The sequence below is a fragment of the Hydrogenophaga sp. genome (assembly GCF_051858985.1).
Lineage (GTDB): Bacteria > Pseudomonadota > Gammaproteobacteria > Burkholderiales > Burkholderiaceae_C > Hydrogenophaga.
Genome location: NZ_JBHYGM010000002.1, coordinates 347792 through 369476, shown reverse-complemented (window position 1 = coordinate 369476; position 21685 = coordinate 347792). Strand labels below are relative to the sequence as shown.

Genomic DNA, 21685 nt, shown 5'->3' with positions numbered 1-21685 from the left:
TTCAGTCCGGATGGCCAGCGTCAGGGTCGCGCTCGACCACCCAGGCCAGCGCAACGATCAGCAAACCCCAGATGATGAAGAGGGCCAGCGGAAACAACGGAAGGCCCCAGACCCGTGCGTCACGGTCCCACAAGGCGAGCAAGGGAAAATTGAACAGCGCCCAGGCAGCAAAAAACAGAGCCACCAGACGCTGGGCGGCGAGGCCTTGGAACATGCGGGTCTCCTCGTGCGGCGCTGGCGGGCCATGGCCAGGCGCCTTGCCAGCGATTGTGCACGAGGGGCGCCCGCTGCGCCGTCGATCAGCTCGAGGCGAGCAACTGCCAGGTATCGACCACCGAGTCAGGGTTCAGCGAGATCGAGCTGATGCCTTCGTCGCGCAGCCATTGCGCGAAATCCGGGTGGTCGCTGGGGCCCTGGCCGCAGATGCCCACGTACTTGCCGGCCGCCTTGCAGGCACCGATGGCCATGGTCAGCAGCACCTTGACGGCAGGGTCACGTTCGTCGAAGTCGTGCGCCAGCAGTTCGAGGCCGGAGTCGCGGTCCAGGCCCAGGGTGAGCTGGGTCAGGTCGTTGGAGCCGATCGAGAAACCGTCGAAGAACTTCAGGAACTCGTTGGCCAGCACGGCGTTGCTGGGGATCTCGCACATCATGATGACCTTGAGATCGTTCTCGCCGCGCTTCAAGCCCTTGTCGGCCAGCAGTTGCGTGACACGCTCGGCCTGGGCCAGCGTGCGCACGAACGGCACCATGACCTGAACGTTGGTCAGGCCCATGTCCTCCCGGACGCGCTTGAGCGCCTCACACTCCATGGCGAAGGCTTCGCGGAAGTCCTCGCTGATGTAGCGTGCCGCGCCGCGAAAGCCGAGCATGGGGTTCTCTTCGTCCGGCTCGTAGCGTGACCCACCCACCAGCTTGCGGTACTCGTTGCTCTTGAAGTCCGAGAGACGCACGATCACCGGCTTGGGCCAGAAGGCAGCGGCAATGGTGGCCACGCCCTCGGCGACCTTGTCCACGTAGAAGGCGCGCGGCGAAGCATGGCCGCGCGCGACCGACTCCACGGCCTTCTTCAGGTCTGCATCGATCTGCGGATAGTCCAGGATGGCCTTGGGGTGCACGCCGATGTTGTTGTTGATGATGAATTCCAGGCGCGCCAGGCCGACGCCGCCGTTGGGAATCTGGGCGAAGTCGAAGGCGAGCTGCGGGTTGCCCACGTTCATCATGATCTTCACATCGAGTGGGGGCATTTCGCCGCGCTGCACTTCGGTGATCTCGGTCTCCAGCAGGCCATCGTAGATGTTGCCGGTGTCGCCTTCTGCGCAGCTCACCGTGACCAGCGTGCCGTCCTTGAGCAGATCGGTGGCATCGCCGCAGCCCACCACCGCCGGGATGCCGAGTTCGCGCGCGATGATGGCCGCGTGGCAGGTGCGCCCGCCGCGGTTGGTGACGATGGCGCTCGCCCGCTTCATCACCGGCTCCCAGTTGGGGTCGGTCATGTCGGTCACAAGCACATCGCCTGGTTGCACCTTGTCCATCTCGCTGATGTTGTGCACCAGCCGCACCGGGCCCGTTCCCACCTTCTGGCCGATGGCACGACCCGAGGCCAGCACCGCGCCCTTGCCCTTGAGCTTGTAGCGAACTTCGGTCTTGCCGGCGCTCTGGCTCTTCACCGTCTCGGGACGCGCCTGCAGGATGTAGATCTGCCCGTCGGTGCCGTCCTTGCCCCACTCGATGTCCATGGCACGGCCGTAGTGTTCTTCGATCACCAGCGCGTAGCGGGCGAGCTGCTCCACATCGACGTCGGACAGGCTGTAGCGGTTGCGCAATTCCACGGGCACGTCCACCGTCTTCACCAGCTTGCCGCTGGCGGCCTTTTCCTCGGCCGTGCTGAACGTCATCTGGATCAGCTTGCTGCCCAGGTTGCGGCGGATGAGCGCGCGCTTGCCGGCCTTGAGCATCGGCTTGTGCACATAGAACTCGTCCGGGTTCACCGCGCCCTGCACCACCGTTTCACCCAGGCCGTAGCTGGAGGTGATGAAGACCACGTCCTGGAAACCGCTCTCGGTGTCGATGGTGAACATCACGCCCGCGGCGCCCAGGTCCGAGCGCACCATGCGTTGCACTCCCGCGGACAGCGCCACCTCGGCGTGGGCAAAGCCTTTGTGCACGCGGTAGCTGATGGCGCGGTCGTTGTAGAGGCTGGCGAACACTTCCTTCATCTTGTGCAGCACCTCGTCGGCACCGATCACATTGAGGAAGGTCTCCTGCTGGCCGGCAAAGGACGCATCGGGCAAATCCTCTGCGGTGGCCGAGGAACGCACGGCAAACGAAGCCTGGGGGTTGCCCGCGCTCAAGGTGGCGAAGGATTCGCGGATCGCTTTTTCCAGGTCGGCCGGGAAGGGCTGGTTCTCGACCATCGCGCGAATCTCGGCACCGGCCGTGGCCAGGGCGCGCACGTCTTCGGTATCCAGCGCGTCCAGCCGGGCATTGATGCGGTCGGCCAGGCCATCGTGTTTCAGGAATTCGCGAAAGGCGTGGGCGGTGGTCGCAAAGCCCGTGGGCACTTTCACGCCGGAGGGCAGCTGGGAAATCATCTCGCCGAGGCTGGCGTTCTTGCCGCCGACGGACTCGACGTCGGTCATTCGCAGTTTTTCGAAGGGCACGACCAGATCGGTCGCTCCAAACAGGTTGGACATGGGAAAGCTCCTAAGGTTGAAAAACCGGGGTTCCCTGCACGGAGCGGCGACCTGTGGTTCTGTTGTGGGTCTGGCACCGGGCAGGGACGCAAAATGAGTCGGCTCGGAGCTTGATAATGCCCCGACACACACCACTCGGTATTGTAAGTAGGCCCCTTTTATGCCCAATAGAACCGTTTTCTTCATTTCTGATGGCACCGGCATCACGTCCGAAACCTTCGGCAACGCGCTGCTTGCCCAGTTCGAAATCACGGTGCGCAGGGTGCGGCTGCCCTTTCTGGACAGCGTGGACAAGGCCCACCAGGCCGTGCGCCAGATCAACCACACCGCTGAACTCGAAGGCAAGAGCCCGCTGGTGTTCACCACGGTGGCCAACATGGATGTGCTGGCGGTGTTCAAGAACCATTGCCGGGGCATGCTGCTGGACATGTTCGGCAACTTCGTCGAGCCGATGGAGCAAGAGCTGGGCATCAAGTCCAACCACCGGGTGGGGCGGTTCTCGGACGCGTCCAAGAGCCAGGCGTATCACGACCGCATCGAGGCCATCAACTTCTCGCTGGCCCACGACGACGGCCAGAGCCACAAGGACCTTGAAGGCTCGGACGTGATCCTGGTCGGCGTGAGCCGCAGCGGCAAGACGCCCACGTCGCTCTACCTGGCCATGCAGTACGGCCTGAAGGCGTCGAACTACCCATTGATTCCAGAAGACTTCGAGCGCCGCAAGCTGCCGCCCGCGCTGGTGCCGCACCGCAAGAAGATCTTCGGCCTGACCATCGCGCCCGAGCGTCTGAGCGAAATCCGCAATGAGCGGCGCCCGAATTCCCACTATGCCCAGCTGGACAACTGCCGCATGGAGGTGAGCGAGGCCGAGGCGATGATGCGGCGAGAAGGCATCCGCTGGCTCTCCACCACGACCAAGTCGATCGAAGAGATCGCCACCACGATCCTGCAGGAAATCCGGCCGGAGCGGCTGGAGTACTAGGAACTGCTTTTCCGGGGTCCCACACCGTGGGCCTGCCGGCTCAGTGCAAACGACGCCAGCAGCTTGAGCCACAGGGTCACGCCGGCGATGGCGATCCAGTCTTCGGACGCCAGCGCCTGGAAGCCCAGCACGGCCACCAGCACTCCCACCAGCGCTGTCCCGCCCACGAGGTTGATGACCATCTCAAAAGGCGCGTACCTTTCCGCGTTGTGCGGCGCAAGGCCCTTCTTCAGGGCGACCTCCGAAAAGTCGCGCTTCACGAGGATGCGCCAGGCCCGGCGCAGCCAGAAGAACGCCACTGGAAAGAGCGCGAGCAGGAAGATCCAGTTGAAGATGAAGACGCTGGGCAGGTTCATGGAAGGGCTGTCTTGATCCGGTCAGGGGCGGGAATCCACCCGGCCCCTGAGCGGTCTCACTGGCTCAGTGACCCGTGGCGGCGCCGGCACCCTTGGGCACTCGAACCGATTCCACGAGTTCCTGGATGTGCCGTGGCACGGGGGCCGACATCTTGCTCACCCCATAGGCCACCACGAAGTTGACGATGGCGCCCACGGTGCCGAAGGCTTCCGGGGTGATGGTGAAGAAGCCGTTGACGCCACCCACCATCTCCACGTATTCCGTGCCCTTGATGAAGAAGATGCCCTTGTGTGCGAACACATAGAACAGCGTCACGGACAGGCCCGCCAGCATGCCGGCGATGGCGCCCTTGTCGGAAATGGTGCGGCTGAAGATGCCCATCATCAGCGCAGGGAAGATGGTGGAGGCGGCGATACCAAAGGCCAGCGCCACCGTTCCCGCCGCGAACCCTGGTGGATTCAAGCCCAGCCAGCCGGCCACGAAGATGGCAGCAGCCATGGCGATCTTGCCGGCCATGAGTTCGCCCTTCTCGCTGATGTCGGGCTTGATGGCGCCCTTGATCAGGTCGTGGGACACGGCTGAAGAGATGGCCAGCAGCAGGCCCGCCGCCGTGGAGAGCGCAGCGGCCAGGCCGCCTGCGGCCACCAGCGCGATCACCCAGTTGGGCAGCAGCGCGATCTCCGGGTTCGCCAGCACGATGATGTCGGCGTTGACCGTCAGCTCATTGCCCTTCCAGCCCGCTGCCTCGGCCTTGCCCTTGGCGACCGGATTGGCGGTCTTGTCGTTGTAGTACTGGATGCGGCCGTCAGCGTTCTTGTCCTGCCACTGCAGCAGGCCCGTGCGTTCCCAGCGCTTCATCCAGTCGGGACGCTGTTCGTACACCAGGCTCGATTCGGTGGCGTACAGGTCGGCGTTGGCGTTGACCGACTCGGCATTGACGCCGATGCCGCCTTCAGGGCTGTTGACCAGGCCCACGGCTGAGTTGACCGTGCCGTGCAGGTTCAACTTGGCCATGGCGCCCACGGCGGGCGCGGTCGTGTAGAGCAGCGCAATGAAGACCAGCGCCCAGCCCGCGGTGGAGCGGGCATCGGCCACCTTGGGCACCGTGAAGAAGCGAACGATCACGTGCGGCAGGCCCGCGGTGCCGATCATCAGCGACACCGTGTAGAAGAACATGTTCAACGTGGAGCCGGCAGCGGTCGTCGTGTACTGCCCAAAGCCGAGGTCGGTGACGACCTGGTCGAGCTTGGCCAGCAACGACACGTCGGTACCCGCCATGTCCGAGCCCAGGCCGAGCTGCGGCAGGAAGTTGCCGGTGAGGTTGAGCGAGATGAAGAAGGCCGGCACCAGGTAGGCCACGATCAGCACGATGTACTGGGCCACTTGCGTGTAGGTGATGCCCTTCATGCCACCGAACACCGCATAGGCGAACACGATGGCCATGCCGATGTAGATCCCCTGGTCGCTTGTGACGCCCAGGAAACGCGCGAAGGTCACGCCCACGCCCGTCATCTGGCCAATGATGTAGGTGAGCGAAGCCACCAGCAGGCACAACACGGCCACGTTGCGCGCGCTCTTGGAATAGAAGCGGTCGCCAATGAACTCTGGCACGGTGAACTTGCCGAACTTTCGCAGGTAGGGCGCCAGCAGCATGGCCAGCAGCACGAAGCCGCCGGTCCAGCCCATCAGGAACACGGCACCGCCGTAGCCCATGTTGGAGATGAGACCTGCCATGGAAATGAACGAGGCGGCCGACATCCAGTCGGCCGCCGTGGCCATGCCGTTGGTGATGGGATGCACCCCGCCGCCGGCGACATAGAACTCGGACGTACTGCCCGCGCGTGCCCAGTACGCGATACCCAGGTAGAGCGCGAAGCTCAACCCGACGAAGAGATAGATGGTGGTTTGAAGTGACATGGTGTTGTCTCGGTGTCTCAGTCTTCCTGCATGCCGAACTTGCGATCGATCTGGCCCATCTTGCGGGCGTACCAGAAGATCAATGCGATGAACACGTAGATGGAGCCCTGCTGGGCGAACCAGAAGCCCAGCGGATAGCCGCCGAGCGAGATCTGGTTGAGCAGCGGCGCAAACAGGATGCCCGCGCCGTAAGACACCAGAAACCAGATGACCAGGACCTTGGTGAGGAGTCCCAGCGTGGCAGACCAGTAGGCCTTCGCGTTGCTGTCGTTGTTCATGTGAGCCATCTCCTGAAAATTGATGCGTGCCGCCTGGTGAGCAGGTTCAGCCAGACACAGACCGATCCGGAGGGGCTCCGGCTACGGGTACCGCACTTTCATTTCTTTTACTTACGTCAAAGTTTCAGGGTCCACTTTTGGTGGAAAACCGAGGGTAAGCCCCTATCCCGTCCGAGGCCCCTGAAGCGCGTCGGCAAGAAGTCGGACATTTGCTTACACACTGCGGTTTGCGCCTCCCAGTTGAAGCGCCCAGAATGCCCGACGTTCCGCGTCGCTGAGACCTTTTCCAGACAGGGGGAGAACATGGTCCTTCAGGCAACTTCCCGCGCGAAGGGCGAAGACCTCGAGAGTGCGTCCACATGAGCACCGCAACCTCGCCCCCGGTCATCACATTCGTCGTTCGCGGCCAGCCGCTGCCGCTGGAAGGCGCCCGGCGTGGTGGCACGTCCATTCCATCGATTTCGACCCACCGGGGCACCGTCCTGCAACGGGTGCAGGTAGGCGCGCGACGTGGCGCAAGCGACGAAGTGCGCGTGGATGCACGACCTGGACAGGACGTCGTCGTGCTTCACATCAGCAACGGCCCTTCGTTGATGCTGCACCCGGAAACCGCGCGCGACCTGATGCTGGCTCAATCGGGTCTCACCCGCGGCGCGGTGGCGCACCGGCAGCGTGGCAAAGGCAGCGAGCCCGCGGACGACAAACCCGATGTGGTGGGCGTGCCGGCCCAGCTGGTCTGGCAAGGCCTGGAACAGGCCGGCGCCGTGCGGGGAGCCACGCGCGGGCGCATGGGCGAGGTGCTGCTCTCCGCCATCGAGGTGGTCACCGGCCTGCTCAAGGAGCCCGCAGCCCGCCTGACGGCCGCGAAGATCGCCGCGCGCATGGACGCCCAGGTGGATGCCGGTGTGTACGCCCTGCGAGCCGATGCGTTTCCGAACTCGCTCAAAGGGAGCCCCAAGCTCGCTCGCATTCCCTCGCCACCCAAGCAAGGGGCGCCCTTGCTGGTGCTGCTGCACGGCACGTTCTCTGAGACGAAGGGCACCTTCGGCAAGCTGTGGGAGCACCACCCGCAGAAGGTGAACGACCTGTTTGCCCACTACGGCGGACGCGTGTATGCACTGGACCATCCCACGCTGGGTGCAAGCCCGATCGACAATGCGCTGATGCTCGCGCAGGCGCTGCCACGGGGCGCGCGTGTCCACCTGCTCACGCACTCGCGCGGCGGCCTGGTGGCCGAGGTGCTGGCCCGGGTGTGCGCCCGGCCCGATCTCGACGAAGGTGCGCTGGCGCCCTTCAAGGGTGCTGCCCACCGCGATCAGCTCAAGGCTCTTCGCGCGCTGGCAGACGTGCTCAAGGGACGCGATGTTCGCATTGAACGCGTGGTCCGCGTGGCCTGCCCTGCGCGAGGCACCCTGCTGGCATCGAAGCGCCTGGATGCCTATGTGTCGGTGCTCAAGTGGTCGCTCGAGCTGGCGGCGATCCCGGTGGCGCCGCTGATGCTGGATTTTCTGGGTGAAGTTGCAAGCCAGCGCACCGACCCGACGCTGCTGCCCGGCCTGGAGGCCATGACGCCCGAGAGCCCGCTTGTGCAATGGCTGCACGCCAGCGAAGGCGCGGACAGCGCGCCACTGCCGGGCCAGTTGCGGGTGGTGGCGGGCGACATCGAGGGCGACTCGATCATGTCGTGGGTGAAGACCCTGCTGGCCGACGCCTTCTACTGGACCGACAACGACCTGGTGGTGCAGACGAGGTCGATGTATGGCGGCCGGCCGCGTGCGCCCGTGGCCGGCTCGTCTTCCGCCACCTTTGTGCTGGAGCGTGGCGGCAAGGTCACGCATTTCAGCTATTTCAGCAACCCGCGCACGGCAGAAGCCATCTGCCAGGCGCTGGTTCAAGACGAACCGGCGGGCTTTCGCACCATCGGGCCGATGTCATGGGCGGGCGAAACGGCCGACGGTTTGCGGGGCGTGCCACGCACTGCGCGTGCGTCCAATGGCGACAAGCCCGCGCTCATCCTGCTGCCCGGCATCCTCGGCAGTCACCTGGCGGTGGATGGCGAACGCGTCTGGCTCAGCCTGCGCATTCTCGGCGGACTCGGGCGCCTCGCCTACCGCGAAGGCCAGCGCAACGTGCAAGCCGATGGCGCGATCGGCAGCGTGTACGACGACCTGGCAGCATTCCTCGCGCAGACCCACGAGGTCACGGTGTTCTCGTTCGACTGGCGCCGCCCCATCGAAGAAGAGGCGGTGCGCCTGGCCGAGCTGATCGACCAGGCGGTGAGTGCGCGCGCTGCCACACGCCAGCCCGTGCGCATGCTGGCGCACTCCATGGGCGGGCTGGTGGCGCGCACGGTGCAACTGGAACGCCCCGCCGTCTGGCAACGCTGGCTGCAGCATCCCGATGCGCGCCTCCTCATGCTGGGCACGCCGAACGGCGGATCGTTCGCGCCCATGCAGGTGCTCTCGGGAGACGACAGCATGGGCAATGCGCTGGCCGGCTTCGGCTTGCCGTTCCAGGACCACAAGGCGCGCACGCTCATGGCCACCATGCCCGGCTTCCTGCAACTGCAGGCGGGCCTTGCAGATCCGACGTTGGGCCTCTCGCAAAGCACACGCTGGCAGGCCCTGGCCGATCAGGACATGGCGGCGCTGCGCCAGGCCAACTGGTGGCACGACGCCGAGAACCAGCGCGCGGTGTATCAGTGGGGCGTGCCGCCACAGGGCGTGCTCGACCGCGCCGTGGCGCTGCGCGAGCGGCTGGACCGCCAGCGCACCGAAGCCCTGGCGGCATTCAAGGACCGGGTCGTCATGGTGGTGGGCCACGCGCGCTTCACGCCCGCCAGCTTCGAGGTGAGCGAACGCGAGGGCCTGGTGTACCTCGACCAGCCAGAAGGTGGCGACGGCCGTGTCACCCTGGAGAGCGCCCTGCTGCCTGGTGTGCGTGCCTGGCGCGTGGAGGCTTCGCACGGTGACCTGCCGGACGTGCAGGACGCGTTCGAGGCTTACCTGGAACTGCTGGAGAAGGGCCAGACCACGCGTCTCAACGAATTGAGCGCACCCGGCGCCGCGCGCGGCGGCAGGCTGCCAGCCGCCGAAGCCGCACTGGTGCGGAGCCGGCCGTCCCGCCAGCGCGGTGCCGCGCAGGACCCGATGGTGGACCCGTACGATCTCTTCGCGTCGGTACAGGGCGAGCCGGCGAGAAGCGCTCCACGCCAATCGGTGCTGCGGGTGAGCGTGCACAACGGCAACCTGAAATTCATCAGCCAGACGCTGATGGTGGGCCACTATGTGTCGTCCCGGCTCACCGGCACCGAAGGCGTGGTGGACCGCTTCATCGGTGGATCGATGTCGGCTTCGCTGGCGGCGAGCCTGTATCCGGAGTCACCCGGTGCGCATCAGGTCTTCCTCAACCACCAGCAGGACCCGGAGAACCCGCTCGCCCTGCCCCGGCCGCCCCACGTGGTGGTGGCCGGGCTGGGCGAAGAAGGCAAGCTGCGCAGCACCTCGCTCACGCACACGGTGCGGCAAGCCACGCTGGCCTGGGCGCAGCGCGTGGCTGAAACTGTGGGCGGCAGCGACTCGCAGTTTGAACTGGCGGCCACGCTGATCGGGAGCGGGGGCAGCGGCATCACGGTGTTTGCTTCGGCACAGGCCGTGGCACAGGGCGTGCGCGAGGCCAACGAAAAACTCGCGCAGGGCGGCTGGCCGCAGGTGAGCCACCTGCGCCTGGTCGAGCTGTACCTGGACCGCGCCACAGAGGCCTGGGGCGCGCTGCGGCTGCTGGCGTCGGCCGCATCCGAACATTTCCAGGTGGAAGAGCATGTGCACTCGCTCGCCGGCGCACTGCGGCGTCCGCTGGACAACGGCTACCGCGGAACGGCGTACGACTTCATCAGCGCCATCGCGGAGAAGGACGAGAACGGCGAGACGCACATTCTCTACACGCTGGACACGCAGCGCGCACGCGCCGACGTGCGCGCCCAGGGCACACAGGCACAACTGGTCGGCGAGCTGGTCAAACGCGCGTCCAACGACGCGCACACCGGCAGCGAGATGGGTCGCACGCTGTTCCAGCTGCTGGTGCCGGTGGAGATGGAAGCCAGCCTGGGCGGCACCAGCGAGCTGCTGCTGGAACTCAATGACGGCACCGCTGCGATTCCCTGGGAGATGCTGGACGCGCCCGACGATGGCCGGAGCAAGCAACGTGCGCCCTGGGCGATCCGCAACAAGCTGCTGCGGCGACTGCGCACCGCCGAGTTCCGCACCCAGATCAGCGACGCACGTCCGGAGGACGCGGTGCTGGTGATCGGCGAACCCCTTTGCAACGAGAAAGACGCTGGCGGACAGGCGGTGTATCCACGCCTGCCAGGCGCGCGCCTGGAAGCCGAGCGCGTGAGCGAGGTGCTGGGCCGCGAACTCGGTGAACAGCACGTGAATGCGCTGATCGCCCCGGAAGGCGGCCCTGGCCCAGACGCGGTGGCGGTGACCACCGCCTTGCTTGCGCAGCGCTACCGCATCGTGCACATCGCCGGCCACGGCGAACCCGAGCTGGATCGTGGCCCCCAGTTGCCGCCGCTGCTGCGCGGCGTCGTGCTCAGCGACGGCACCTTCCTCGGGCCGCGCGAAGTGGAAGCCATGCGTGTGGTCCCCGAGCTCGTGTTCCTCAATTGCTGCCACCTCGCCGCCGACCCCAGGCACCTGCTGCAATCCGGCTACGACCGCGCTCGCTTCGCGGCCGGTGTGGCCAAGCAACTCATCCGCATCGGCGTGCGCTGCGTCATCGCGGCCGGCTGGGCTGTGGAAGACGAACCGGCGCACCAGTTCGCCACCGCGTTCTACCGCGACCTGCTGGCGGGCCAACGTTTCATGGACGCGGTGCAGGCCGGCCGCGTGGCGGCCTACAACGCCAACCCGCGCGGCAACACCTGGGCCGCTTACCAGTGCTACGGCGACCCCGACTGGGTGCTGCGGCCCGCACCGGGCAACGACCAGCGACAGCTGGACCTGGCCAAGACCTACAGCGGAATCGCGACACCCGTGGCGCTCACACTGGCTCTGGAAACCCTGGCCGTGCAGAGCCACACGCAGAATGCCGCCGCCCAGACGCAGCAGGCCCACATCCGCCACCTGGAAACCCGCTTTGCCGAGGCCTGGGGCGCCATGGGCGGGGTCGCCGAGGCCTTCGGCGTGGCATGGGCGGCCGCCAACGACATCGATCAGGCCCTGGTCTGGCTGCAGCGCGCGGTGTCGGCCAACGACGGGAGCGCTGGTGTCAAGGCCGCTGAACAGCTGGCCAACCTGACCGTGCGGCGCGCCTGGGCACGGCTGCGGGCCGCGCGCGAGGCCGGCAAGTCCGTGGCCGCGCTCCTGCCAAGCGCTCGCAACGACATCCAGGACGCACTGCAGGTCCTCGACGCTCTGGTGCGCATGTCACCCACGCTGGAGCGTGAGAGCCTGCTGGCCTCGGCCTGGAAACGACTGGCCCAGCTCGAGGGCCTCGCTCAGCAGGCCGCGGCGCAAGGCAAGGCACTGGAGCAGATGGTGGCGCACTACGCGCGAGCCGAATCGCTGGCCCTGCTCAGCGGCCAGCTCGAGGTGTTCTACCCCGCACTCAATCTGCTCGCGGCCGAGTGGGCACTGCACGCGCGCGACCGCCGCTGGCGCGGTTTTGATGCCGAACGCGTGCGGCGCGTGCGCCAGAGCCTGGAGCGAAAACGCCGCGAGGACCCGGACTTCTGGAGCGTGGTGGGCCTGCCCGAGCTCGACATCTACGAAGCATTGGCCACGCAATCGCTGGGCGTCAGGCTGGCGGGCATCCTGCAGGTGCTCACCGAGCTGCAAGGCCGCATCGGCACGGAGTGGCTCTGGGCCTCACTGGCGGACCAGCTCGGCTTTGTGATGGAACACCTGCCGCCCGGCAACCCGCGCGAGACACGCGCCGGGGAAGAGCTGCTCGCTGCCGTGAAACGCTGGGCAGGTGCGGCGTGAACCGCATCTTCATCAGCTACCGCGCCTCCGATGGCAAGAAGGACGCGGACCGGCTGTGCGCGGATCTCAGCCGCCTCTACGGCGCCGACCAGGTGTTTTTTGACAAGCAGGACCTGCGCGGCGGCCTCTCATGGCGCAGCGCCATCGTGGACACACTGGGCACGCAACCGGTGGTGCTGTTGCTCATCACGCCCGACCTGCTGGGCATGCAACACCCCGAGGGCGGTCGGCGCATCGACCACGAAGACGATCCCATCCGAGGTGAGTTGCTGACGGCGCAAAAGCACGGCGCCATTATCGTTCCCCTGCTCACTGAAGGCGTGCCGATGCCGACTGCCGCGGAGCTGCCAGACACGCTGCGCTTTCTGCGCGAATCCCACGCGCTCAAGTTGCGCACGGAGGACTGGGGCAACGACCTGGATCGTCTGGTGGTGGATCTTCGGGAACACGGCATCGCGCCGCTGAAGCCTCAGGTGCCGGAACCCATCGCGCCCCGCAGGACGCTGGCGCAGCGCGTTCAGCGGGGCCTCACCTGGGTTGGCGGTGTGTTCGTGGCGTTGCTGGTGCTGGGCCTGCTGCTCCCGGAAGACGAAGACGGCGAACCCGCTGCGGCGGTGCAGACACAGGTGCGCGACGTGTCTGGCGTCTGGTGGTCCATCGATGGCATGAACCGGCCGCTGCGGGTTCAACTGGCCGTGAACGGCACCGCGGTGCAATTGCAGACGGAGCCGTTTCCGGTCGACTGGTACCCCGCGTGGCAGGGCTATGCCCAAAGCGTGCTGTCCCAGGGACTCGTGGTGCGGGACGTTCGCTACGTGGGCCAGGGCATGCTGACCGATGTGATGGGCTTGCCGCGAATCGAGATGCCCTACCAGGCGTACACCGGCGACGGGCGGGGACCCTTGACCACCGGCAGCGTGGTGCTGCAGGCCCGGGCCGATGGCCAGGAACTCACCGGCGAACTCTGGAGCAACGGCGAGCAGGCTGCCACGCCGTTGCGCCTGGTTCGCACTCCGTGATCAGGCAGCGACGGCCTCGGGCACCTCGCTCACCACCGGCTGGCGGATGAGGTAGTCGAACGCACTGAGCGCGGCCGTCGAACCGGCGCCGGCGGCAATCACGATCTGCTTGTACGGCACCGTGGTGCAGTCGCCTGCCGCGAACACGCCCGGCAGGTTGGTGTGGCCCTTCGCGTCGATCTCGACCTCGCCGAACCGGCTGAGTTCAACGGTTCCCTTGAGCCACTCGGTGTTGGGCACCAGGCCAATCTGCACGAACACGCCTTCAAGTTCGACGTGGTGCGTCTCACCACTGGCGCGGTCCTTGTAGGCCAGGCCATTGACCTTGCCGCCCGCACCGGTGATCTCGGTGGTCTGCGCGTTTACATGGATGCTCACGTTGCGCAGGCTCTTGAGCTTGCTGACCAGCACGGCGTCGGCCTTGAGCGCGTCGGCGAATTCCACCAACGTCACGTGCTGCACGATGCCGGCCAGGTCGATGGCGGCTTCCACACCGGAGTTGCCGCCGCCAATCACGGCAACGCGCTTGCCTTTGTAAAGCGGGCCGTCACAGTGCGGGCAGTAGGCCACCCCCTTGTTCCGGTACTCCGCTTCGCCGGGCACGTTCACGTTGCGCCAGCGCGCACCGGTCGAGAGGATCACGCTGCGTGCCTTCAGGGTGGCGCCGTTGGCCATCTGCACCTGCACCAGGCCACCCGGCTCGCTCGCCGGAATCAGCTTGTCGGCGCGCTGCAGGTTCATGATGTCCACGTCGTAGTGGCGAACCTGCGCCTCCAGCGCGGCAGCGAAATTCGGGCCGTCGGTCTCCAGCACGCTGATGTAGTTCTCGATCGCCATGGTGTCGTTCACCTGGCCGCCAAACCGCTCTGCCGCCACGCCCACGCGGATGCCCTTGCGCGCGGCATACACAGCCGCCGCCGCGCCGGCCGGACCACCGCCGACGATGAGCACGTCGAAGGCGTCCTTGGCGCCAAGCTTCTCGGCTTCGCGCCGATCCGCGTTCACGTCGAGCTTGGCGACGATCTCTTCGAGCGTCATGCGACCTGCACCGAATACCTCGCCGTTCAGGAACACCATCGGCACCGCCATCACCTGGCGTTCCTCGACCTCGTTCTGGAAGTAAACACCGTCGATCACGACCGTCTGCACGGCCGGATTGCGGATGGCCATGAGGGAGAGCGCCTGCACCACGTCCGGGCAGTTGTGGCAGGAGAGGCTCATGTAGACCTCGAACCGGAAGTCACCGCGCAGGCCGTCGATGGCTTCGAGCGTTGCGGCTTCCACCTTGGGCGGGTGACCACCCGTCCACAAAAGCGCCAGCACCAGCGAAGTGAACTCGTGGCCGAGCGGAATGGCCGCGAAACGGACACCCGTGGTTTCGCCTTCCCGGGCGATCAGGAAAGACGGCTTGCGAGCATCCGTTCCGCTGTCGTCAAAAGTGACCTTGTCCGACAGCGTTGCGATGTCTTCCAGCAGTCCGCGAAGCTCGGTCGACGCCTCACTGCCATCCAGCGATGCGATCAGCCGGATGGGACGCTGCAGCTTTTCCAGGTAGGCCTGGAGTTGGGATTTCATGGTGGTGTCGAGCATGTCAATCTCCTTGAATGGGGGTGAGGCTTCAATGCCGCCGGTGAATGGGTTGCGGTTCGCGAGGAACCGCAACCCATCGGGCTGCGGTACTGACCTGAAAAATCAGATCTTGCCCACGAGGTCCAGCGAAGGAGCGATGGTCTTCGCGCCTTCCTGCCACTTGGCGGGGCAGACCTGGCCGGGGTTGTTGGCCACGAACTGGGCAGCCTTGAGCTTGCGCAGCGTTTCCTTGACGTCGCGGGCGATCGCGTTGTCGTGGATTTCGGCGGTCTTGATCACGCCTTCGGGGTTGATGATGAAGGTGCCGCGCAGTGCCAGGCCTTCTTCTTCAATGTGCACGCCGAAGCCGCGCGTGAGCTGGTGCGTGGGGTCGCCCACCAGGGGGAACTTGGCCTTGCCCACGGCAGGCGAGGTCTCGTGCCACACCTTGTGCGAGAAGTGAGTGTCGGTCGTGACGATGTACACCTCGGCACCGGCTTTCTGGAACTCGGCGTAGTTGTCGGCAGCGTCTTCCACTTCGGTCGGGCAGTTGAAGGTGAACGCAGCCGGCATGAAGATCAGCACGGACCATTCACCACGCAGGCTGGCGTCGGACACGGGCACGAATTTGCCGTTGTGGAAAGCGGTGGTGGAGAACGCTGGAACGGTGGTGTTGATGAGGGACATGGTGTTTCCTTTGAGTGGAGTTGCAAGAAAGGGGAAAGCGACGCCTGGAGTGGGCGATGGCGCAATCATAGCGCAAAACTATCAAATTTCTTTATTGATAGTGGCTATTCGGTCGATAGCTTTTGCTGCCATGCAGCACGGTCGAGTTCAGCATAAAGGCCACAGTGGCAGGCCTGTTTGCTCCTGATTTTTACATTTTAATGCGAATCGTTCTTGTTTGATTTATATTCCAGCCAACAGCCAGCCAGAGCGCTCCGTGCGTTGCAGCCAGCCGAAAACCCAACCGCTCGTTGCACCATGTCCCACCGGAAAAACCGCCAGCGCCCCGCCCCTTCACGGCCCTCCCAGATCCGTCCCCACCATGCCAGTCCACCAGCCGCCCTGCTTCCCCTGGGTGCGATGTTGCTGGCTGGCTCCATGAGTGCCATGGCCCAGACGGCGCCCACCCCTACCACCACCCTACCCACCGTCGTGGTGACCGAGCAGGCCGAGGCACCTGAAGGCAAGGACTCGGTGCGTGCCACCGAGACCGGCATCGGCAAGGGCCGCCAGCAGCTGCGCGACATTCCTCAATCGGTCACCGTGGTCACCGAGCGGCTGATCGACGACCGCAACCTCGACACCGTCAAGGAAGCACTCAAGAACACGGCGGGCATCAGCTTCCTGGCGGCCGAAGGTGCCGAGGAGGACATCCGTCTGCGCGGCTTTTCGCTGCAGGCCACAGGCGACCTGTTCATCGACGGCATGCGCGATCCCGCCTTCTACGAACGCGACACTTTCAACCTCGACCGCATGGAAGTGCTGCGCGGCTCGGCATCGATGTTGTTCGGCCGCGGCTCCACGGGTGGCGCGGTCAACCAGGTCAGCAAGGTCCCGCGCCTGATCACGGAACACCAGGTCGACCTGACGCTGGGCAGTCACGCCTACCGACGCGTCACGGGCGACTTCAACATCCAGACCGGCGAGAGCGCGGCCTTGCGACTCAACGCGATGGTGACCAAAGCCAACAACAACGGCTCGGGCGCCAGCCTGGACAAGAACGGCCTCGCAGCGGCGTACCGCTGGGGAATCGGCGAGCGCAACGAGTTCCAGGCCAGCATCTACAACCTGGACAACAACAACGGCATCAACTACGGCATCCCGTTCATCGCGCCACAAGCCGGTGCACCCTCCACCGAGCTGTTGCCGCTGGATCCCAAGAACTATTACGGGCTGGCCAGCGACTACAACGACGGCAGCGCGACCATTGCCGGTTTCAGCCACATCCACCGCTTCGACCGCGAAAGCGAAATCAAGACCCAGGTCCGGGTCGGCCAGTTCAAGCGCGACCAGCGTTCGGGCGCCATCCGCTTTGCCGCTGCAGGTTTTCAGCCCGGCGGCGTGGCCGCGAACCTGACCAACTTCGGCCCCGACACTGTCCTGCAACGGAACCTCCACCTGAAGATCCAGGACATGGACATGGTTCAGGTCCAGAGCGACTACAACGGCAAGTTCGAGGCGCTCGGATACAAGCACGAAATCCTGGCGGGCGTGGATGTCACGCGCGAAGAGAAGACGGTCTACGCAGCGCTCAGTGCGGCGCAAGGCGGCGTGGTCCCCACCAAGCCGCGCACCACCATCGGCACGCCGTTCGACGGCGCCTCCGTGGACGAATCGTCGCGGGTGATCCGTCCGAGCAACCAGTACGTCTCGACCGGCTGGGGCGCCTATGTGCAGGACGTGGTGCAACTGAACCCCACGTGGAAACTGGTGGGCGGTCTGCGTTATGACAATCTGGTCGGTGACTACGACACCTTCAGCCTGCCAGCGGGCACGGTGAACCAGTCCTACCGCATGAAGGTGTCCGAAGTGAGCCAGCGCGTGGGTACGCTGTGGCAGCCCAATGCCCTGCACTCGTTCCACGCGTCGGCGGGGACCTCGTTCAACACCTCGGGCGACGCCTATTCGCTGGGCGCCAGCAACGTGGACACGCCGCCGGAGAAGAGCATCAACCTCGAGATCGGCGCGAAGCTGGATTCGGCCGACAGGCGCTTCACCACGCGCCTGGCGGTGTTCCGTTCCACCAAGCTCAACGAGCGAAACACCGATCCTGATCTGCCGGTGGTCACGCTCTCGGGCAAGCGCCATGTGGCCGGCTTCGAGGCCGACATTTCCGGACGCCTCTCGCCCATCTGGGAGGTCTACGGTTCCTACATGTGGATCCCCATCGCCCATGTGGACAAGGCAGCACCCTGCCCAGCCACAGGCGCGTGCACTCAAAACACCCCGGGCGAACGCGTTGGTGATCGCCCGACGCTGACGCCCGAGCACAGCGGCACCGTGTGGAGCACCTGGCAACTCACGCCCAAGTTCCGTTTTGGCGGTGGCCTGAACTTCCGCAGCAAGCAAAAGCCCCTGCGCTCGACATTCAACGTACCCAGCTACGTCACCGCCGATCTCATGGCCGAATACCGCTTCGACTTCGAAAACCTCGTCATCAAGGCCAACCTGACCAACATCACCAACAAGCTGTACGCCGACGCGCTGTACCCTGCGCACTACATTCCAGGTGCCGGTCGTACGCTGCAGGTGACCGCCAGCCTGAAGTTCTGATACGCCGGTTCTCCAGCGATCGTGCCGCCCCACCCGCGTGGGGCGGCTTTTTGCGTTTTGACCCACGACACAAGTACAACCATCGCCATGCTGTTGACCTTGCCCGACATCCTGAACACCGAAGAGCTGCATCAGGCCCGCCAAGCGCTGGACGACGCTCCCTGGACCGACGGCCGCGAGAGCGCGGGCACGCAGGCACGCGAAGTCAAGAACAACCAGCAGTTGCCGCACGACAGCGAGGCAGCGCAGGCCATTCGCGCCTTGGTGCTGCGTGGGCTTGACCGCAGCCCGCGCTTCTTCTCCGCCGTGCTGCCGCTCAAAGTCTTCACGCCCCGCGTCAACCGCTACCGAGGCGACTCGAATGCCTACGGCAACCACATCGACAACGCCGTGCGTGTGCTGCAAGGCGGCCAGCGTGTGCGCACCGATGTCTCATGCACCGTCTTCCTCAACGATCCGGCCGATTACGACGGCGGCGAGCTCGTGGTGACCGACACCTATGGAGAACACCGAATCAAGCTTCCGGCTGGACACGCCGTGATCTACCCGGGCACCAGCCTGCACCAGGTGAGCCCCGTCACCCGGGGGGAACGCCTGGCCTGCTTCTTCTGGGTCCAGAGTCTCGTGCGCAGCGACGAACACCGCCGACTGTTGTTCGATCTCGACATGAACCTGCTCGCACTGCGCCAGCGCCACGGCGAAACGCCCGAGACCACGGCCCTGACCGGCACGTACCACAACCTGCTGCGCTTGTGGTCAGACACATGATGCCCCGCGACGCGTCCGCAGTGCCCAGCGCCATCCCCGAGGGCGTGGTGAGCCTGATCGACCACGAGCAACACGCCCGCCGGATGCTCAGCGAGGCCGTCCTGGCCTATTTCGACGGCGGCGCCGCCGACGAAATCACCCTGCGCGCCAACGTTCGGGCATGGCAGGACATCGAATTGCTGCCGCGGGTGATGCGCCAGCTCTCGGGGGGCCACACGCGCGTGAACCTGCTGGGACGCGAGCTGGCCCACCCCATCCTGATCGCCCCCATGGCTTACCAGCAGCTGGCCCATCCACACGGCGAACAGGCCACCGCGCTGGCAGCGGCCGCGCTGGGCGCCGGGCTGGTGCTCAGCACTCAGGCCAGCACATTGCTCGAAGACGTGGCACGTGCCGTGCTGCCCGACGCCGGTCGCGGTCCGCTGTGGTTCCAGCTCTATCTGCTGCCCGACCGCAGTTTCATGCGCACGCTGGTGCTGCGCGCTGAAGCGGCCGGCTTCGAAGCACTGGTGCTCACCGTGGACGCTCCGGTACAGGGCGCGCGCGACCGCGAGCGCCGCACCGGCTTCCGCCGCCCAGCGGACATCGTGGCCGTCAACCTCGCGGGCCGTGTGGCTCCTCCAGCACGCCTGCTGCAAGCCGGGCAGAGTGCGCTGTTCGACGATCTCATGACCCACGCCCCCACGTGGGACGACGTGGCCTGGCTGCAATCGATCACCCGGCTGCCGATTCTCCTGAAGGGCGTGGTGCACCCCGACGATGCACGCCAGGCGCTGGCGTGCGGCGCAGCCGGACTGGTCGTCTCCAACCACGGCGGACGCACCCTGGACACCATGCCCTCCACCGCTTCGCTGTTGCCGCGCGTGGTCGAGGCGGTTGACGGCGGCATCCCCGTGCTGGTGGACGGTGGCATCCGCCGCGGCACCGATGTGCTCAAGGCCATGGCCCTGGGCGCCTCGGCCGTGCTGGTGGGCCGACCGGTCCTGCACGGTCTGGCGAACGCCGGCGCCCAGGGCGTGGCGCACGTGCTGCGGCTGCTGCGCGACGAACTGGAGATCGCGATGGCGCTCACCGGCTGCCGCACCCTGGCCGAAGCGCCGGGTGCACTTGCCACGGCGTCGGCAGAAAAAAAAGCATGAAACGCGCTGAATTCTTGAGAATGCGAAACATTCTCGTTTAGAATGGGCGCTCGCCCGTCGACCCACGCTCAGCGAAAGGACGCCAGATGACGATCGGACTCACCGTGCTCGGCAGCAGTCTGCTGTTCATGCTGATCGCGCTGTGGTGGATCCTGCGCCACTGACCCCTTGCACCTCCTGCCCCGCTAAACTCATGTCGACCCTGCGCGCACAGACTGCGCCCCCCCTCACGTCCATGTCCGCCGCCTTGCCCACCCGCGTGCAACGCCGCCTGGCCGTCGTGCTCTCGGTGGTGGGCCTGCACGTGCTCGCGGTATGGGCCCTGCAAAGCGGCCTGCTCCGGCGTGCGGTGGAACTGGTGATACCGGTGCAGGTCATGGCGGAATTCATCGAGCCGCCCCAGCCCCAGGTGGAGCCGCCGCCGCCCGCGCCACCGGTGGTCGCGCCCAGGCCGCCCCAACCCAAACCGCGCCCGATCCCGCGTCCCCAGCCTCAACCGGTGGCCGCTCCCGAACCCATGCCCCTGGCCCCCGTGGTGCCGCCCGCACCACCGGCACCGCCTGCACCGCCCGAGCCCATCGTCGCCGCGCCCCCGCCGCCGGCCCCGCCTGCCCCACCCGCGCCGCCACGCATCGAACTGCCATCGACCAACGCCGACTACCTCAGCAATCCCCGCCCGCCCTACCCACCCCTCTCCAAGCGCCTGGGCGAACAGGGCACCGTGGTGCTCAATGTCCATGTGGAGGCCGATGGCTCGCCTTCGCGCGCCACAATCCGCACCTCCAGCGGTTTCGAGCGGCTCGACGAAGTGGCCCTGCAGACCGTGCTGCGCTGGCGCTATGTGCCCGGCAAGCGCGCCGGCGTGCCCGAGGCCATGTGGGTCACCGTCCCGATCCGCTTCAACCTCCAGCAACCCTGATTCATCGTCATCTCATCCGGAGCATTCCATGGAACCGCAAATCGCATCATCGGGCCTCGCCCACGTCTGGACGCAAGGCGACTGGGTCACGCGCTCAGTGGCCATCGTGCTGCTCGTCATGTCATTGGCCACCTGGGTCATCATCCTGTGGAAGGCCCTGGACCAGCGCGCACAGCGCGCTCAGGCCAAGGGGGTGGAAGGTTTCTGGCACAGCGCTGACTTCGCTGAAGGTCTCGACAAGCTCGGTTCTGCCGACGGCAACCCGTTTCGGGCGGTGGCCCTGGAAGGCCGCGAATCCACCCGCCACATCCTGCACAAGGACGGCCTCAACGGCACCCCACCGCAACGCCAGTTGCACGACAGCCTGGATGTGAGCGACTGGGTGGAGCGCTCGCTGCGCAAGAGCGTGGACGATTTCACCGCCCGCGCGCAAAGCGGCCTTTCGGTGCTGGCGTCGGTGGCCTCCACTGCACCATTCGTGGGCCTGTTCGGCACCGTCTGGGGCATTTACCACGCGCTGCTGGGCATCGGCGCGGCCGGCCAGGTCAGCATCGACCAGGTGGCCGGCCCGATCGGCGAAGCCTTGATCATGACGGCGCTGGGCCTGCTGGTGGCGATTCCCGCCGTGCTGGGCTACAACGCCCTGGTGCGCGGCAACAAGGGCATCAGCCACCAGCTGAACCGGTTTGCGCACGACCTGCACGCCTACTTCGTCACCGGCGCCCGCGTCACGGCCAGCGGCGACGGCAAGGTGCTGCCCATGAAGAAAGCCCAGTAA

The 21685-nt window shown here is 66.0% G+C and carries 15 protein-coding genes; 8 read left to right on the top strand and 7 right to left on the bottom strand.

The genetic code is table 11. The features are described from left to right. Nucleotide 1 precedes the first annotated feature (1 nt). Both ACTIEY_RS08165 and ppsA read right to left on the bottom strand, forming a co-directional pair. Nucleotides 2–214: a hypothetical protein gene (locus ACTIEY_RS08165; RefSeq protein ID WP_439518621.1), complete on the bottom strand. Its 213-nt coding sequence runs from the start codon at nucleotides 212–214 to the stop codon at nucleotides 2–4. Between the two features lie 85 nt (nucleotides 215–299). Beyond that, on the bottom strand, nucleotides 300–2693 hold the full coding sequence (ppsA, locus tag ACTIEY_RS08160; protein ID WP_439518620.1) for a phosphoenolpyruvate synthase: 2394 nt from the start codon (nucleotides 2691–2693) through the stop codon (nucleotides 300–302). A gap of 160 nt (nucleotides 2694–2853) precedes the next feature. Here ppsA and ppsR point away from each other — a divergent pair, with 160 nt between their 5' ends. Next, entirely contained in the window at nucleotides 2854–3675 is an 822-nt protein-coding gene (ppsR, locus tag ACTIEY_RS08155) for a posphoenolpyruvate synthetase regulatory kinase/phosphorylase PpsR (RefSeq protein WP_439518619.1), read from the top strand. Here ppsR and ACTIEY_RS08150 read toward each other — a convergent pair. From ACTIEY_RS08150 to ACTIEY_RS08140, 3 genes are all read right to left on the bottom strand, one after another. Then, the gene (locus tag ACTIEY_RS08150; protein WP_439518618.1) at nucleotides 3672–4031 is read right to left on the bottom strand and encodes a hypothetical protein; all 360 of its coding nucleotides are present in this window, start codon (nucleotides 4029–4031) and stop codon (nucleotides 3672–3674) included. The two genes, ppsR and ACTIEY_RS08150, sit on opposite strands and share 4 nt — an antisense overlap. Before the next feature lie 64 nt (nucleotides 4032–4095). Beyond that, nucleotides 4096–5949, bottom strand: coding sequence for a sodium:solute symporter family protein (locus ACTIEY_RS08145; RefSeq protein ID WP_439518617.1), 1854 nt, complete (start codon nucleotides 5947–5949; stop codon nucleotides 4096–4098). Between the two features lie 17 nt (nucleotides 5950–5966). After that, on the bottom strand, nucleotides 5967–6227 hold the full coding sequence (locus ACTIEY_RS08140; protein WP_439518616.1) for a DUF4212 domain-containing protein: 261 nt from the start codon (nucleotides 6225–6227) through the stop codon (nucleotides 5967–5969). Between the two features lie 359 nt (nucleotides 6228–6586). Here ACTIEY_RS08140 and ACTIEY_RS08135 point away from each other — a divergent pair, with 359 nt between their 5' ends. Together ACTIEY_RS08135 and ACTIEY_RS08130 are read left to right on the top strand one after the other, a co-directional pair. Then, a complete protein-coding gene (locus ACTIEY_RS08135; RefSeq protein WP_439518615.1) occupies nucleotides 6587–12214 on the top strand; it encodes a CHAT domain-containing protein in 5628 nt (1875 codons plus the stop codon). After that, nucleotides 12211–13233 (top strand): toll/interleukin-1 receptor domain-containing protein, encoded by a 1023-nt coding sequence (locus tag ACTIEY_RS08130; protein WP_439518614.1) that lies wholly within the window; start codon nucleotides 12211–12213, stop codon nucleotides 13231–13233. The genes ACTIEY_RS08135 and ACTIEY_RS08130 overlap by 4 nt, the downstream gene beginning before the upstream one ends. On the opposite strand, the gene ahpF is transcribed toward ACTIEY_RS08130, so the two are convergent. Together ahpF and ahpC are read right to left on the bottom strand one after the other, a co-directional pair. Then, nucleotides 13234–14823, bottom strand: coding sequence for an alkyl hydroperoxide reductase subunit F (gene ahpF / locus ACTIEY_RS08125; protein WP_439518613.1), 1590 nt, complete (start codon nucleotides 14821–14823; stop codon nucleotides 13234–13236). Nucleotides 14824–14925: 102 nt separating this feature from the next. Continuing rightward, nucleotides 14926–15489: an alkyl hydroperoxide reductase subunit C gene (gene ahpC / locus ACTIEY_RS08120; protein ID WP_439518612.1), complete on the bottom strand. Its 564-nt coding sequence runs from the start codon at nucleotides 15487–15489 to the stop codon at nucleotides 14926–14928. A 297-nt stretch (nucleotides 15490–15786) separates the two neighbouring features. Here ahpC and ACTIEY_RS08115 point away from each other — a divergent pair, with 297 nt between their 5' ends. From ACTIEY_RS08115 to ACTIEY_RS08095, 5 genes are all read left to right on the top strand, one after another. Further along, the gene (locus ACTIEY_RS08115; RefSeq protein ID WP_439518611.1) at nucleotides 15787–18081 is read left to right on the top strand and encodes a TonB-dependent receptor; all 2295 of its coding nucleotides are present in this window, start codon (nucleotides 15787–15789) and stop codon (nucleotides 18079–18081) included. Nucleotides 18082–18168: 87 nt separating this feature from the next. Beyond that, nucleotides 18169–18849 carry a Fe2+-dependent dioxygenase gene (locus tag ACTIEY_RS08110; protein ID WP_439518610.1) on the top strand — a complete coding sequence of 227 codons (681 nt, stop codon included), beginning with the start codon at nucleotides 18169–18171 and terminating at the stop codon, nucleotides 18847–18849. Further along, nucleotides 18846–19988: an alpha-hydroxy acid oxidase gene (locus tag ACTIEY_RS08105; protein WP_439518609.1), complete on the top strand. Its 1143-nt coding sequence runs from the start codon at nucleotides 18846–18848 to the stop codon at nucleotides 19986–19988. Before ACTIEY_RS08110 ends, ACTIEY_RS08105 begins: the two co-directional genes overlap by 4 nt. Before the next feature lie 235 nt (nucleotides 19989–20223). Next, nucleotides 20224–20907 (top strand): energy transducer TonB, encoded by a 684-nt coding sequence (locus ACTIEY_RS08100; protein WP_439518608.1) that lies wholly within the window; start codon nucleotides 20224–20226, stop codon nucleotides 20905–20907. A gap of 28 nt (nucleotides 20908–20935) precedes the next feature. Continuing rightward, on the top strand, nucleotides 20936–21685 hold the full coding sequence (locus tag ACTIEY_RS08095; protein WP_439518607.1) for a MotA/TolQ/ExbB proton channel family protein: 750 nt from the start codon (nucleotides 20936–20938) through the stop codon (nucleotides 21683–21685).